This is a genomic window from Bradyrhizobium sp. AUGA SZCCT0176 (assembly GCF_018130145.1).
Lineage (GTDB): Bacteria > Pseudomonadota > Alphaproteobacteria > Rhizobiales > Xanthobacteraceae > Bradyrhizobium.
In genome coordinates, this window is the sequence record NZ_JAFCMB010000023.1 from 29,897 (window position 1) to 44,241 (window position 14,345).

Below are 14,345 nucleotides of genomic sequence, written 5' to 3' on the forward strand. Positions count from 1 at the left end.
GGCCGCATGACAGGCCATGACCACGATCATCACGACCATCATCACCACCACGATCACGACCATTCGGAATTGTCGGAGACCGAGCTGCGGGTGCGGGCGCTGGAATCGATCCTGACCGAAAAGGGCTATGTCGATCCGGCCTCGCTCGACCTCCTGATCGACCTGTATGAAAAGAAGATCGGCCCGCGCAACGGCATCCGCGTCGTCGCAAAAGCCTGGAGCGATCCGGCCTATCACGCGCGGCTGATGAAGGATGCGACGGCGGCAATCGCCGAGCTCGACTATAGCGGGCGGCAAGGCGAGCACATGGTGGTGGTCGAGAACACGCCCGAACAGCACAACATGGTCGTGTGCACGCTGTGCTCCTGCTATCCGCATCCGGTGCTCGGGCTGCCGCCGGTGTGGTACAAATCCGCGCCCTACCGCTCCCGCGCCGTCTCCGATCCGCGCGGCGTGTTGCAGGATTTTGGCGTCGCCCTGCCCGAGACGACAAGGATCCGCGTCTGGGATTCCACCGCCGAAATCCGCTACCTCGTGCTGCCGATGCGGCCCAAAGGCACGGACGGCTGGAGCGCCGAGCAGCTCGCCGAACTCGTCACCCGCGACAGCATGATCGGCACCGGATTGCCGAAACAGCTTGGCGAGACCGCCTGATGGACGGCGCGCACGATATGGGCGGCGCCAAAGGCTTTGGCCCCGTCGTGCCCGAGCCGAACGAGCCGGTGTTTCATGGCGAATGGGAGCGCCGCGCTTTTGCGCTGACGGTCGCGATGTCACGTCCTGGCGGCTGGAACATCGACATGTCGCGCTTTGCGCGCGAGAACCGCCCGCCTGAGGACTACCTCAGCAAGAGCTATTTCCAGATCTGGCTCGCCGGTCTGGAAACGTTGATGATCGAACGCGGACTGGTGACATCAGAGGAAATCGAGGCCGGCAAGATGCTCTCGCCGCCGAAGCCCGACGTAAAGACCCTGCCCCCGCAAGACGTCGTGCCGACGATCCGGCGTGGCGCCTCGACCGAACGCACGGCAACGTCGCCTGCGCTGTTCGCGGTCGGCGAAACGGTGCGGATGAAAGAGATTCATCCGCAGACGCATACGCGGCTGCCGCAATATGTCCGCGGGCATCTCGGCACGATCGAGCTCAATCACGGGTGCCACGTGTTCGCCGATCTCAATTCGCTCGGCGTCGGCGAGAGCCCGCAATGGCTCTATACGGTGCGGTTCGACGGACCTGAATTGTGGGGCAAGGACACCGATCCGACGCTCAGCATATCCGTCGACGCCTGGGAATCCTACCTGGAGCGCGTGTGATGAACTTGACCCCGCAACAGGCGATGCGGGCGGCGGTTGCCGTCCCCGGCGTGCCCCGCGACGAGGATGGCCCGGTGTTTCGGGAGCCCTGGGAAGCCCGCGCCTTTGCCATGGCGCTGGCACTGCACGAAGTCGGGGTTTTCACCTGGAAGGAATGGGCGGAGACACTCGGCGCAGAGATCAAGCGCGCCCAGGCCGCCGGCGATCCCGATACGGGCGAGACCTATTACCAGCACTGGCTGGCGACGCTGGAGACGCTGGTCGCCGCCAAGGGCGTCACGACGTCGGATGTCCTGCACCGCTATCGCGATGCCTGGGATCACGCCGCCGACCGTACCCCGCACGGTGCGCCGATTGAGCTGACGCCGGGCGATTTCGGCTAGGCTCACGTACGCGCCCTTTGAGGCCCGTTGTTTCCAACGTGTCGATCGCCCGCGATTGGCCGCCGGTGCCTGAACCATCCAATCAATGGATCATTCGATCCAATAATTAATCTGCCGCGGCATCGGTCCCTGTTTACTTCGCCAATCCGGACTGCATAGTCTGTTCACGAAAATAAGGCTGTCGGCCAACGATGCCGGCAGCGACAAATAAAACATCGAGGGAGGACAATCATGAAGCGCAGAGATTTTCTCGGAGCTGGAGCCGCGACGTTTGCGTTGGCTGCGACGGGCGGCATCGGCGGTGCGGGACGCGCGTTCGCCCAGACCAAGATGGTCATCAGAGCATCGGACGTTCATCCGCTCGGCTACCCGACGGTCGAGGCCGTGGTGCGCATGGGCAAGAAGCTGGAAACCGCCACCGACGGCCGCCTTACCATTCAGATGTTCCCGTCGATGCAGCTTGGCGGCGAAAAGGAGATGATCGAGCAGGCCCAGCTCGGCGCGCTGCAGATGGCCCGGATTTCCGTCGGCGCCGTCGGCCCTGTCGTGGACGACGTCAACGTCTTCAACATGCCGTTCGTCTTCCGCGATTCCAAGCATATGGAAGCGGTGATCGATGGCGAGATCGGCGACGAGCTGCTGGCGAAGATTTCGGCGAATGAGAAGACCAATCTGATTGCACTGTGCTGGATGAATGCGGGTTCGCGCAACATCTACAACAGCAAGCGGCCGATCAAGACGATGGCGGATTTGAAGGGCCTCAAGGTCCGCATGATGGGCAACCCGCTGTTCGTCGATACGATGAACGCGCTTGGCGGCAACGGCGTCGCCCTGGGCTTCGACCAGGTCTTCAGTTCGATGCAGACCGGCGTCATCGACGGCGCGGAGAACAACCCGCCCTCCTTCATCGCCCAGAACCACAATCAGGTGGCCAAATACTTCACCATGACCGAGCATCTGATCATTCCCGAACTGCTCGTGTTCTCGAAGATCTCGTGGCAGAAACTGACGCCGGCGGATCAGGCGTTGATCAAGAAACTGTCGAAGGAATGTCAGGCCGAACAGCGCGTGCTGTGGCACGAGGCGGAGAAAGTCGCGATCGACAAGATGAAGGCCGCCGGCACCGAGATGATCATGGACGTCGACAAGAAACCCTGGCGCGAGGCGGTCAAGCCGGTGTGGGACAAATACGGCGCCAAATATGCCGAGATGGTCAAGCGCATCGACGCCGTGAAGTAGGCCCGGCGGATGAGTACGCAGACTGGAGTGGCCGGCGATCCCGGAGCCGGACTGTTCCGCAGTGCCATGAACGCAGTCTACTGGACCGGCGCCGTGATCGCGTGTGCGGCGCTCGTCCTGGTCTCGGCGATCATTCCCTGGGCGGTTTACACCCGCTACGTTCTCAACAGCGCCTCGTCCTGGCCTGAGCCGCTGGCCGTCTTGCTGACGGTTGGCATCACCTTCATCGGCGCCGCGAATTGCTATCGCCAGCGCATCCACATGAACATGACCGTGGGCACCGATCTTCTGCCCCCTCGCCTGCGCGGGGCAGCAGCCGTGATCAGCGAACTGCTGATGGGGGCCGTGGCGGTTTTCATGATGGTGTGGGGCATGAAGCTCGCTCTGGCGACTTGGGGAAATTCAGTCGATGAGTTTCCCTGGCTTTCCGTCGGCATCACTTACCTGCCGATCCCGATCAGCGGCGCGATGATGCTGCTGTTCGTGATCGAACGGCTGACCATCGGGCCTCCGCCGTCAAGCGGCGGCGATCCCCACGTCCCTATCGAATAACGTTTCTCTTCCAGCACGGACGTCCGATGGATATCGCAGTTCTCCTTCTCAGCATGTGTGTGTTCTTCGCCATCGGCATGCCGATCGCCTATGCCATGGCGCTGTCCGCGCTGGTCGGCGCGCTGTGGATCGACCTTCCGGTCGCCGCGATCATGCAGCAACTGTCTAGCGGTGTCGGCAAGGTGTCGATGCTGACCATTCCGTTTTTTGTCCTGGCCGGCGCGATCATGGCCGAGGGCGGCATGGCGCGACGGTTGGTAGACTTTGCCGCCGTCATCGTCGGCTTCACGCGCATTCGCGGCGGACTGTCCCAAGTCAACATTCTTGCAACGACGATCATGAGCGGCATCTCCGGTTCTTCCGTCGCCGATACGTCCGCGATCGGCTCGGTCATGATCCCGCAGATGGCCAAAAAGGGCTACCCGCGCGTCTTCGCAACGAACGTCACCATCAGCGCCTCGCTGCAGGCCATCGTCGTGCCGCCGAGCCACAACGCCGTGATCTATTCGCTGGCGACCGGCGGGGTCGTCTCGATCACGAGCCTGTTCCTGGCGGGAATCCTGCCCGGCTTGCTGCTGGGCTTTTCGCTGATGCTGTTGTGCTTGTTCTACGCCTATCGCGACAAGCATCCGAAGGGCGAGCCGGTGCCGATCCGACAGGCCGCCAAAATGCTGGTCGAAGCCCTCTGGGGCATCGTGACGCTTGTGATCGTGCTCGGCGGCATCCTCACGGGCGTCTTTACGCCGATCGAGGCCGGCGCCGTGGCCTGCGTCTGGGCTTTCTTCGTCACCATGTTCATCTACCGCGACTACAAATGGTCGGAACTGCCGCAGCTGGCCTACCGGACGCTGCAGACCGTGGCCATGGTGCTGACGCTGGTCGCCACCGCATCCTGCTTCGGCTACATCGCCGCCGTGATGCAGATGCCCGCCAAGATGACGGAATTCTTCGTCGCCATTTCAGCCAACAAATACGTGCTGCTGATGTGGCTCAACATCATGCTGCTGGTGCTGGGCACGGCGCTCGATCTCGCGCCGCTGTTGCTGATCTGCACGCCGATCCTGCTGCCGGTGGTCAAGAGCTTCGGCATCGATCCCGTGCATTTCGGCATCGTCATGCTGCTCAATCTGGGCATCGGCCTGTTGACGCCGCCGGTGGGTACAACGTTGTTCGTCGGTTGCGCGATCGGCAAGGTGTCCGTGGACGACATCATGCGCGAAATCTGGCCGTTCTACTACGTTATGTTCGCGGTGCTGATGATCGTGACCTACATCCCCGCCGTGTCGCTGTGGTTGCCGCACTCGTTCGGATTTCACTAGCTAAAGCGTTTTCGAGCGAAAGCTTGATCCGGGGTGGACACCGGTTCGCGTTAAGAAAATGCGTCAAGACAAATAACTAGGTAGCCGCATATTCGCGCCAGCCCTTGGCGCGTAAGGCGCAGGCCGGGCATTCGCCGCAGCCATAGCCCCAATCGTGCTGGTCGCCCCGCTCGCCGAGATAACAGGTGTGGGAATGTTCGCGGATCAGGTCGACCAGCCCTGCCCCGCCGAGATCATGTGCAAGCTTCCAAGTCGAGGCCTTGTCCAGCCACATCAGCGGTGTGTGCAGTTCGAATTGTCTGGCCATGCCAAGATTGAGCGCGGATTGCAGCGCCTTGATGGTCTCGTCACGGCAATCCGGATAGCCGGAATAATCCGTCTCGCACATGCCGCCGATGATGTGGCGGATGCCGCGCCGGTACGCCAGCGCCGCGGCAAACGTCAAAAACACCAGATTGCGGCCGGGCACGAACGTATTGGGCAGCCCGTCCTCGCCCATCGCGATGGCGACATCGCGCGTCAACGCGGTGTCGGAAATCTCCGCCAGCGTCGGAATCTCCAGCGTATGGCTCTCCCCGAGCCTCGCGGCCCAATCCGGCTGCAATGATTTGATGCCCGATAGCAGACGATCCCGGCACCCAAGCTCAATTGCGTGGCGCTGGCCGTAGCTGAATCCCAGCATTTCCACGCGCGCGAAGCGCTGCAGGGCCCAGGCCAGGCAGGTGGTGGAATCCTGTCCGCCGGAAAACAGCACCAGCGCGGTTTCGGATTGGAACGGATCGATCATGGGGCCCCATTACCATTCCCGGGCGCGCAGGCCAATCGGTGGAAATCAATCCGGTTTCGGCGCGTTCCGCTGGGATCGGTTCGCCGCTTGCGGCATAAAGCCAATGTCTGTCCTCTCCCCGGCGTCGGTAAACCCATGACCCCTTCCCGCGATATTTCCCGGCTGCTCGAAATCATGGCGGCGCTGCGCACGCCGGTCACCGGTTGCCCGTGGGATCTCGAACAGAATTTTGCGACGATTGCGCCCTACACCATCGAAGAGGCCCATGAGGTCGTCGACGCCATCACCCGCGGCGATCTCGATGATCTCCGCGAGGAACTCGGCGATCTCCTGCTGCAGGTCGTCTATCATGCGCGTATGGCCGAAGAACAGAACGCCTTTGCTTTTGGCGACGTCGTCGAGGCGATCACGAAAAAGATGATCCGGCGGCACCCGCACGTCTTCGCCGACAAGGACGGCAACATCCAGCCGGCCGGCGTCAAGAGCGCCTGGGAGCGCATCAAGGCCGAGGAGAAGGCCGAACGTGCCGCGCGCCGGCCGCCGGAGCCGGCCGGACCCAAATCGTTGCTATCGAGCGTCAAGGCCGGTCAGCCCGCGCTGACGCGCGCGATGGAATTGCAGCGCAAGGCCTCGACCGTCGGCTTCGACTGGAACGATCCTCGGGCCGTGCTGCATAAAATCCGCGAAGAGGCCGACGAGATCGAGGCCGCGCTCGACAAGGGCGATACCGAGGAGCTCGCAAGCGAAACCGGCGACCTCCTGTTCGCCCTGGTCAATCTGGCGCGGCAGGTCGGCGCCGATCCCGAAGCCGCGCTGCGCGGCACCAACGCGAAATTCGAGCGCCGCTTTGCCTACATCGAGCGCGCGTTGACGGCCAAGGGCCGCTCGCTCGATAACGCCTCGCTCGCCGAGATGGACGCATTGTGGAATGAGGCCAAGGGCGAGGAGCGGCCGGCGGAGCCGACAACGGTAGCGAAGGCTTGAACCTGCATCAGCTGGCCGATACCGTCCCGCGATATTGTCTCAATTGAGGGGCCATGCCTTTGACCGGTTTGGTGAGCCAACTGCTTCCTTTCGTGGCGGCCGCCAGCCTTGGCCTTCTCGCTGGTGCATTGCTGGCCGAAGACCGGCTGCTGCTGCCTTACTGGCGCACGCTGTCTGCGGACACGTTCTACGCGCTACATCCAAGCTATGGGCCGCGCCTGTACCGCTTCTTTGCGCCGCTGACAACGGCTGCGCCAATGGCCGCTGTGCTGGCTGCGATACAGATCGTGCTGCAATCCGAGGGGTTTGGGCCGCGCACCACCGCGGCGATCACCGCAGCCGTTCTGGCGTGGAGTCTGGTCGCGATCTATTTGGTTTATTTCAGGTCGGCGAACGATGCCTTTGCACGGCACGCGGTGTCGCCTGAGGATTTGCCGGCCGTACTGGCGCGCTGGGCCGGCTGGCATCGGGCGCGTGTGCTGATCTGCCTGGCAGCGTTCGCCCTGTCGCTTGTTGCCCTCGCGGCCTAGGCCGCGTGGGGCACGGCCCCGAACCGAGACACCACGATATCGCGCTTGGTCTCGTCTACCCGCACCGTCATGTCGAACCGCTCGCCGTGAAGCTCCTTGGTGAGCACTTCGGCGTTACGATGCAGCCAGCTGATGCCGGCTCCATCGGAGGCGTCGATCGAAAGATCGAGCGTCATGCGGAAGGCGGCGAGCCGATCCTCGATCGCGGTTAGCAGAGCTTCGATCCCCTCGCCGGTCTCGGCGGAAACCAGAAAGCACGGCCGCTCCGGCGGTCGGCGCGCGGCGATGTTGCGCAGATTGTCGCGCTCTTCGGAATCGAAGCGATCGATCTTGTTCCAGACTTCGAGGATGCGCGCGCCAGCTTCCGGATCGATCCCCAGTTGGCGCAGCACGGCGTCGACGTCGCGCTCCTGAGCTTCCGCGTCCTCATGCGAGATGTCGCGGACGTGCAGGATGATATCCGCTTCGAGCACCTCTTCCAGCGTCGCGCGAAACGCCGCAACCAGTTGCGTCGGCAGGTTGGAGATGAATCCCACGGTGTCCGACAGCATCGCCTTGCCGCCATGCGGCAGAGTCAGCGCGCGCAATGTAGGATCCAACGTAGCAAAGAGCATGTCGGCGGCCTGCACGTCGGCACGCGTCAGGCGGTTGAACAGCGTCGATTTGCCGGCGTTGGTGTAGCCGACCAGTGCGACGACGCGATACGGCACCCGCTGCCGGCCGGCACGATGCAGTCGTCGCGTCGCCTGCACCTTCTTGATTTCGTTCTCAAGGCGCGTGATGCGGTCGCCGATCAGGCGGCGGTCGGCCTCGATCTGGGTCTCGCCGGGGCCGCCCATGAATCCGAAGCCGCCGCGCTGGCGCTCCAGATGGGTCCATGATCGCACCAGCCGGCTGCGCTGATAATTCAGATGCGCAAGCTCGACCTGCAGCGAGCCTTCCTTGGTCTTGGCGCGACGGCCGAAGATTTCCAGAATCAATCCGGTACGGTCGAGCACCTTGGTGTCCCAGGCCTTCTCGAGATTGCGCTGCTGGATCGGCGACAACGCGCAGTCCATCACCACGAGTTCGATGTCATGGCCTTTGATGAGGCCGAGGATCTCCTCGACCTTGCCCTTGCCGAGATAGGTCGCGGGCCTGATCTGGCTGATCGGAGCGATCAGGGAATCGGCGACCGCCAGGTCGATGGCGCGCGCCAGACCTGCGGCCTCCTCCAGCCGCGCCTCGGAATCGCGCACAGCCTCGTTCGCCTGCGCATCGGCATCGCCGCGGCGCATACGCAAATAAGGACCGATGACGATCACCCGCCCGGTCTGTCTGCCCCCCGCCGACCGCGGACGGTCGGCGCCCCCTTCACGATTGAGGGGTTCCAATCAGGTCACTCTCAAGCCGGAGCATCCTCACCGCCTTCGAACAACTGGATCGGAGCGCCCGGCATGATGGTCGAGATCGCGTGCTTGTATACAAGCTGCGAGTGACCGTCGCGCCGAAGCAGCAGGCAGAAATTGTCGAACCAGGTGACAATCCCCTGCAGCTTTACTCCGTTGACCAGAAAGATCGTTAGTGGCGTTTTGGTTTTGCGAACGTGATTTAGGAAGGTGTCTTGTAGGTTTTGTGCGCGGTCTGCCGCCATTGTTTTTGTCCCGCCGTCTTGTGCTTCTTTTTATTTAACCGGTTGTTGCTCTCTCACGGAGCCTGCCCCGGTCGCCGGCTTCCCCTGAGATCCCCCTCTGGTCGGCTCGGCGGAATGATTAGAAGGCAGGCGCGCTTTTTAGGCAAGCCAGTTCGCGCGTCACCCCCGCGGAACCCAGTGACCATTCTCCGTAAAACTCCGGAAAGAGACGAATATTCTCAAGCAAGTGCATGGATCGGCGCGGCCGCCGGCCGGATGCCGATCGGCATAAACTTCAACCAACCCCGAGCGCTTTGAGCTTGCGATGCAGGGCCGAGCGCTCCATGCCGACGAATTCCGCTGTGCGAGAGATGTTGCCCGAGAACCGGCTGATCTGGGCAATCAGATAATCGCGCTCGAACACTTCGCGCGCTTCGCGCAGCGGCAAGCCCATGATGTGCTCGCCATTGTTGCTGGTCGGCATGGCCGGCACCATCGAGCCGACGTCCTGCGGCAGCATGTCGGCAGTGACGATCGCTTCCGGCCCGCCGCCGGCCAGAATCATCACCCGCTCGACGTTGTTGCGGAGCTGGCGGACGTTGCCGGGCCAGACATGCGACTGCAATACCGCCATCGCATCCTGGCCAATCTGGCGTTTCGGCAAGCCGGTCGCGATCGAAATCTGATCCATGAAGTAGTCGATCAGTTCGGGAATATCTTCGCGGCGTTCCGACAGCGGGGGCACCCGGATCGGCACCACCGATAGCCGGTGATAAAGGTCCTCGCGGAATCGCCCTTCGGCGATCTCCTCTTCCAGATTGCGCGCGGTCGAGGAGACGATGCGGACGTCGACATGGACCTTGGCGGTGCCGCCCGAACGCTGGAAGGTCTGATCGACCAGCACGCGCAGGATCTTGTTCTGGGTTTCGCGCGGCATGTCGGCGATTTCGTCGATGAACAGCGTGCCGCCATGAGCCTCTTCGAGCGCGCCAGCCTTGCGCGCCTGTTCGCCATTGGTCTGCTCAACCCCGAACATTTCGACTTCCATCCGCTCCGGCGTGATCGCCGCTGCGTTGATGACGACGAACGGCCCTTCGGCGCGGCTCGAGGCGTGATGCAGTGTCCGCGCCGCCAGCTCCTTGCCTGAACCAGGAGGGCCGACGATCAGGATGCGGCTGTTGGCCTTGGCGGCCCGGTCGACGGTCTGGCGCAGCTGGTTCATGCAGGCCGAGCGCCCGGTCAGAACGCTAGCAGCCGGAGCCAGTTGCTTGAGTTCTTTTACCTCGCGCTTGAGGCGCGAGGTTTCCAGCGCCCGCGTCGCCACCAGGATCAGGCGGTCCGATTTGAAGGGCTTTTCGATGAAGTCATAGGCGCCGCGCTTGATGGCGGCGACCGCGGTCTCGATGTTGCCGTGGCCGGAGATCATCACCACCGGCACGTCGGCGTGATCCTTCTTGATTTGCTCGAGCAATTGCAGGCCGTCGAGCTTGGAGCCCTGCAGCCAGATGTCGAGAAACACCAGGTGGGGGCGGCGGTTGGCGATCTCGGCAAGCGCCGAATCGCTGTCACGCGCGGTCCGGGTGCTGAAACCCTCATCGTCCAGAATGCCCGCAACAAGGTCCCGGATATCTGCTTCGTCGTCGACAATCAGAATGTCACTGGCCATGGGTTACACCTGTCTTGTCAGTTGCCTGTTGCGGCTTTGATTTTCGGTTCATCATTAGTCGCGTTTGCCGCCTCATTGGTTTCGGAAGCCGGCGCTTTTGTTTCGTCGCCCTGCCCTTTTACGGCCGCGGCCGGTTCTTTCGATTCGGCCTTCGGCGCCTGGCCGGAGACGGCAAAGCGGAGCCGCATCCAGGCCCCGCGCTGCCCCGGCCGAAAGTCAGACGCATCCTTGAGCTCGATGCGGCCGCCATGGTCCTCCAGCACCCGCCCGACGATCGCGAGCCCAAGGCCGGTGCCCTTCTGCCGCGTCGTCACGTAAGGCTCTAGCAGGCGCGAACGCGCGGTCTTCGGCAGGCCGATACCGTTGTCTATCACGTCGATCACGATGTCGTCGTTCTCTTGCGCGGCGACGACATCGATACGACCCTTGCCAAGCTCGTCCGGCGGAACCTGCTCGATTGCTTCGGTCGCGTTCTTGATGATGTTGGTCAAAGCCTGCGAAATCAGCCGGCGGTCGAACTGCGCCCGGATCGGGTCTTGCTTGATTTCGGTCTCGATATCGAGGTCGGGATGCCCGACCTTCATCAGGAATACCGCCTGCCGTACGGTATCGGCGACGTCCTCGCCTTCCATTACCGGCTTCGGCATCCGCGCAAAGCGGGAGAACTCGTCGACCATCCGCCTGATGTCGTCGACCTGGCGCACGATGGTGTCGGTGCATTGCTCGAAGATGCCCTTGTCCTCGATAATGACCTTGCCGAACTTGCGTCGGATACGTTCGGCCGAAAGCTGGATCGGCGTCAGCGGATTCTTGATTTCGTGGGCGATGCGGCGCGCCACGTCGCCCCAGGCCGAGGTGCGCTGCGCGGAAACCAGATCCGTGATGTCATCGAGCGTGATGATGTAACTGTCGCGCGATTGCCCGGTCTGTTCGGCGCTGACGCGGACCGACAGATTACTCTCATGGCCGTCGCGGGTGATGGTGATCTGGCCCTGCACCAGCTTCTGCGTACCCTCGCGCGCGGTTTTCATCATGTCGTCGAGTTCGGGCAGCACGTCCGACAGCGGATGATCGAGCGTTTCTGATTCCACATGACCGATGAGTTTTTCCGCCGAACGGTTCAGGATACCGACGCTGCCGGAGGCATCGACGCCGATGATGCCCGCGCTGGCCGAGGACAGCACCGCTTCGATGAAACGGCGGCGGCTGTCGATCAGGTCGCTGGCGCTGACCAGTTCGTCGCGCTGGGTGCGCAGTTCCTGGGTCATCTTGTTGAAGGTCTCGCCCAATTGGGCCAGATCGCCTTCCGATTTATGGACGGGTACCTGGACATGCAGATCGCCGGTGGAGACGATGTTGGCGGCGCTCATCAAATTACGGATCGGCGCCACCAGCCAGTTGGCAAAGTTCAACCCGATCAGCACTGACGCCATCAGGATCGTAAGCGCGATCACTGCGAACATCAGCGCGAAAGCGACCTGAATGCCGAGCCGGCGTGCTTCGATCTGGGCATATTCGGCGACGCTGGCCTGGGTCTGCCGCAACTGGCCAACCACCCGTGCATCGAGCAGGCGCGCGACGTAGAGAAAGGTATCGTCGAAGGCCCGCAGGCGGACCACCGCTGCGACGTAATTCTCCTCCGGGAAAACCGAAATCTCGGGTTTGTCCTCGCCGACATTGTCGAGCAATTCCTTTGGCGGCGTCGCAAAGGCTTGCCTGATGCCGGTTTGCGCAGACACCACGACGTTGCCTTCCTTGTCGAGCAGCATCGTGCCCGGCAAGTTGCGCTTGGAGGCACTCGCCGTCAGCAATTCCAGAAACGTACGCCGGTCCTGGACGAACAACGGCCACGCGTTGGCGATATCATTGGCCATGCCCAGGATGTCGCCATTGATGAGCTGCGCGTGCTCGTACGTGTAGGCCCGCGCGATGATCAGCGAATTCTGGATCACCTCCCGCGTCGGGCCCGAGAATAGCCGGTCGAGGCCGCGATCGATGGTGATGTTGGCCACGATCGCCACCAGCACCGCCGGCAGCACGGCAATCACCGAGAAAAGACCCACGATCTGGACGTGCAGCCTTGCCGCCGCCTTGCCACGGCGCCGCGCCTGCACCACCAGCCAGACTTCGCGGATGATGATGGCAACCAGCAGCAGGATGGTCGCGGCATTGATCAACAGGAAGGAGTAGACGACGTTGCGCGAAGGTTCGATCGGCGTCAGGCCGCTGAGCACGACAAAGGTCAGGAACGCCGACAGCAGCGCGATCCCGACGGCAAACGGCGCCACCCATTTCCGCAGGATTCCTCCTGTGGATTGGGCAAGCGACGGGTCAAACGTAGGCGCCGAGGTCTCTGCGGTGGTCATTCCGGCAATCGGTGAGCTGAAAGGCTTTGTGTCCGCCTGCCGCGGACTGATGCATTCATATCACAATGTTGCCAAATTGCGACAATTCCGCGGCGCACCCCGCCGCGAAAGCGTTCGATACCAGGATTTCGACGAGATCTAACCAGCTAGCCCCCGCTGCGGTAGACCTGAATATCCAGATCCCTGATCTTCTTCCGCAGCGTATTGCGGTTGAGGCCGAGCAAATCGGCGGCGCGGATTTGGTTGCCCCGTGTCGCCGCGAGCGCCGCCGTGAGCAGCGGCACCTCGATTTCCTTGAGGATGCGATGGTAGAGGCCCGGCGGCGGGACGCCGTTCGGGAAGCCCGAGAAGTGCGATGACAGGTAGGCCTCGACCGCGCCGCCGAGATTCTCGACACCGAGCGGCGCATTGCCACCCGACGCCACGGCCGGCGGCGCCAACTCGCCGTCGATCACTGAGCCCGTGATGACGTCCTGCGGATAGAGCGCTGCGAGCCGGCGTGCGAGATTTTCAAGCTCGCGCACGTTGCCGGGCCAGCGGTGCTGCTTGAGCCGCTCCAGCGCCAGCGTATCCAGCTTCTTGGGCGGCAGCCCGTCTTTCTCGGCGAGCGAGAAGAAATGCCGGATCAGGTCGGGCAGATCCTCGATGCGCTCGCGCAGCGGCGGCAGCCGGAGCGGCACCACGTTGAGACGGAAGAACAGGTCCTCCCGGAACAGGCCCTGCTGAATCAGGATGCGCAGGTCTTTGTTGCTCGCCGCCACGATCCGCACGTCGGTCTTGATCGGGGTGCGCCCGCCCACCGTGGTGTATTCGCCCTGCTGCAGTACCCGCAGCAACCTGGTTTGCGCTTCCATCGGCATGTCGCCGATTTCGTCGAGAAACAGCGTACCGCCCTCGGCCTGTTCGAACCGGCCGGAAGCCCGCGTATTGGCGCCGGTGAACGCGCCGCGTTCATGGCCGAACAGTTCGGACTCGATCAGATCGCGCGGGATTGCCGCCATGTTGACCGCCACGAAGGGGCCGTTGCGCCGCTTGCCGTAGTCATGCAGCGCGCGAGCGACCAACTCCTTGCCGGTGCCGGATTCACCGGAGATCATCACCGTGAGGTCGGTCTGCATCAGACGCGCCAGCACGCGGTAGATTTCCTGCATTGCCGGCGAGCGGCCGACCAGCGGGATAGAGTCGAATTCGCCTTCGTCGGCAGAACTCGCCACGCGCTCCTTCGGCTCAGCCAAGGCGCGCCCGACGATGGTGATCAGCTCCTTCAGGTCGAACGGCTTCGGCAGATATTCATAGGCGCCACGCTCCGAGGCCCGGATCGCCGTCATGAAGGTGTTCTGCGCGCTCATGACGATGACGGGAAGGTTCGGCCGCATCTTCTTGATCCGCGGCAGCAGGTCGAACGCATTCTCGTCGGGCATCACGACGTCGGTGATGACGAGGTCGCCCTCGCCCTGGCTCACCCATCGCCACAGCGTCGCCGCGTTTCCGGTCAGGCGCACCTCGTATCCGGCGCGCGAGAGAGCCTGGTTTAGAACTGTGCGGATGGCGGTGTCGTCATCAGCGACAAGTATACTACCTGCGGGCATCATTA

The 14,345-nt window shown here is 62.8% G+C and carries 14 protein-coding genes; 8 read left to right on the top strand and 6 right to left on the bottom strand.

What is annotated here, in order from left to right; genetic code table 11:
• Positions 1-6: 6 nt before the first annotated feature.
• The 6 genes from nthA to JQ600_RS31635 all read left to right on the top strand — a co-directional run bounded on the left by nthA (position 7) and on the right by JQ600_RS31635 (position 4,806).
• Positions 7-654, top strand: a complete 648-nt coding sequence (nthA, locus tag JQ600_RS31610) for a nitrile hydratase subunit alpha (protein ID WP_212389213.1) — start codon at positions 7-9, stop codon at positions 652-654.
• Positions 654-1,313 carry a nitrile hydratase subunit beta gene (gene nthB / locus JQ600_RS31615; RefSeq protein ID WP_212389214.1) on the top strand — a complete coding sequence of 220 codons (660 nt, stop codon included), beginning with the start codon at positions 654-656 and terminating at the stop codon, positions 1,311-1,313. Before nthA ends, nthB begins: the two co-directional genes overlap by 1 nt.
• On the top strand, positions 1,313-1,696 hold the full coding sequence (locus JQ600_RS31620; RefSeq protein ID WP_212389215.1) for a nitrile hydratase accessory protein: 384 nt from the start codon (positions 1,313-1,315) through the stop codon (positions 1,694-1,696). Before nthB ends, JQ600_RS31620 begins: the two co-directional genes overlap by 1 nt.
• A 231-nt stretch (positions 1,697-1,927) precedes the next feature.
• On the top strand, positions 1,928-2,935 hold the full coding sequence (locus JQ600_RS31625) for a TRAP transporter substrate-binding protein (protein ID WP_212264651.1): 1,008 nt from the start codon (positions 1,928-1,930) through the stop codon (positions 2,933-2,935).
• 9 nt (positions 2,936-2,944) lie between these two features.
• Positions 2,945-3,487 (top strand): TRAP transporter small permease, encoded by a 543-nt coding sequence (locus JQ600_RS31630; RefSeq protein ID WP_212264653.1) that lies wholly within the window; start codon positions 2,945-2,947, stop codon positions 3,485-3,487.
• A gap of 26 nt (positions 3,488-3,513) precedes the next feature.
• Positions 3,514-4,806: a TRAP transporter large permease gene (locus tag JQ600_RS31635; RefSeq protein WP_212264655.1), complete on the top strand. Its 1,293-nt coding sequence runs from the start codon at positions 3,514-3,516 to the stop codon at positions 4,804-4,806.
• A gap of 76 nt (positions 4,807-4,882) precedes the next feature.
• Here the strand turns inward: JQ600_RS31635 and queC are convergent, their stop codons facing one another.
• On the bottom strand, positions 4,883-5,593 hold the full coding sequence (queC, locus tag JQ600_RS31640) for a 7-cyano-7-deazaguanine synthase QueC (protein ID WP_212389217.1): 711 nt from the start codon (positions 5,591-5,593) through the stop codon (positions 4,883-4,885).
• A gap of 135 nt (positions 5,594-5,728) precedes the next feature.
• Here queC and mazG point away from each other — a divergent pair, with 135 nt between their 5' ends.
• Both mazG and JQ600_RS31650 read left to right on the top strand, forming a co-directional pair.
• Positions 5,729-6,577, top strand: coding sequence for a nucleoside triphosphate pyrophosphohydrolase (mazG, locus tag JQ600_RS31645; protein ID WP_212389218.1), 849 nt, complete (start codon positions 5,729-5,731; stop codon positions 6,575-6,577).
• 53 nt (positions 6,578-6,630) lie between these two features.
• Positions 6,631-7,107 carry a hypothetical protein gene (locus JQ600_RS31650; RefSeq protein ID WP_212389219.1) on the top strand — a complete coding sequence of 159 codons (477 nt, stop codon included), beginning with the start codon at positions 6,631-6,633 and terminating at the stop codon, positions 7,105-7,107.
• Here the strand turns inward: JQ600_RS31650 and hflX are convergent.
• From hflX to ntrC, 5 genes are all read right to left on the bottom strand, one after another.
• A complete protein-coding gene (gene hflX, locus JQ600_RS31655; protein ID WP_212389220.1) occupies positions 7,104-8,480 on the bottom strand; it encodes a GTPase HflX in 1,377 nt (458 codons plus the stop codon). The genes JQ600_RS31650 and hflX overlap by 4 nt on opposite strands.
• Before the next feature lie 11 nt (positions 8,481-8,491).
• A complete protein-coding gene (gene hfq / locus JQ600_RS31660) occupies positions 8,492-8,740 on the bottom strand; it encodes an RNA chaperone Hfq (protein WP_006020546.1) in 249 nt (82 codons plus the stop codon).
• A gap of 274 nt (positions 8,741-9,014) precedes the next feature.
• Entirely contained in the window at positions 9,015-10,385 is a 1,371-nt protein-coding gene (locus JQ600_RS31665) for a sigma-54 dependent transcriptional regulator (protein WP_212264664.1), read from the bottom strand.
• Positions 10,386-10,402: 17 nt separating this feature from the next.
• The gene (locus JQ600_RS31670) at positions 10,403-12,751 is read right to left on the bottom strand and encodes a PAS domain-containing sensor histidine kinase (protein WP_212466045.1); all 2,349 of its coding nucleotides are present in this window, start codon (positions 12,749-12,751) and stop codon (positions 10,403-10,405) included.
• A gap of 146 nt (positions 12,752-12,897) precedes the next feature.
• Positions 12,898-14,340, bottom strand: coding sequence for a nitrogen regulation protein NR(I) (gene ntrC / locus JQ600_RS31675; RefSeq protein WP_192735943.1), 1,443 nt, complete (start codon positions 14,338-14,340; stop codon positions 12,898-12,900).
• Positions 14,341-14,345: the final 5 nt, after the last annotated feature.

Bases quoted from the DNA above. Each gene is read 5' to 3' on its own strand.
- JQ600_RS31650 (WP_212389219.1), top strand. From the start codon at position 6,631: ATGCCTTTGACCGGTTTGGTGAGCCAACTGCTTCCTTTCGTGGCGGCC.
- JQ600_RS31670 (WP_212466045.1), bottom strand. From the start codon at position 12,751: ATGACCACCGCAGAGACCTCGGCGCCTACGTTTGACCCGTCGCTTGCC.
- mazG (WP_212389218.1), top strand. From the start codon at position 5,729: ATGACCCCTTCCCGCGATATTTCCCGGCTGCTCGAAATCATGGCGGCG.
- queC (WP_212389217.1), bottom strand. From the start codon at position 5,593: ATGATCGATCCGTTCCAATCCGAAACCGCGCTGGTGCTGTTTTCCGGC.
- JQ600_RS31620 (WP_212389215.1), top strand. From the start codon at position 1,313: ATGAACTTGACCCCGCAACAGGCGATGCGGGCGGCGGTTGCCGTCCCC.
- JQ600_RS31665 (WP_212264664.1), bottom strand. From the start codon at position 10,385: ATGGCCAGTGACATTCTGATTGTCGACGACGAAGCAGATATCCGGGAC.
- JQ600_RS31630 (WP_212264653.1), top strand. From the start codon at position 2,945: ATGAGTACGCAGACTGGAGTGGCCGGCGATCCCGGAGCCGGACTGTTC.
- nthB (WP_212389214.1), top strand. From the start codon at position 654: ATGGACGGCGCGCACGATATGGGCGGCGCCAAAGGCTTTGGCCCCGTC.
- ntrC (WP_192735943.1), bottom strand. From the start codon at position 14,340: ATGCCCGCAGGTAGTATACTTGTCGCTGATGACGACACCGCCATCCGC.
- nthA (WP_212389213.1), top strand. From the start codon at position 7: ATGACAGGCCATGACCACGATCATCACGACCATCATCACCACCACGAT.
- hfq (WP_006020546.1), bottom strand. From the start codon at position 8,740: ATGGCGGCAGACCGCGCACAAAACCTACAAGACACCTTCCTAAATCAC.
- JQ600_RS31625 (WP_212264651.1), top strand. From the start codon at position 1,928: ATGAAGCGCAGAGATTTTCTCGGAGCTGGAGCCGCGACGTTTGCGTTG.
- JQ600_RS31635 (WP_212264655.1), top strand. From the start codon at position 3,514: ATGGATATCGCAGTTCTCCTTCTCAGCATGTGTGTGTTCTTCGCCATC.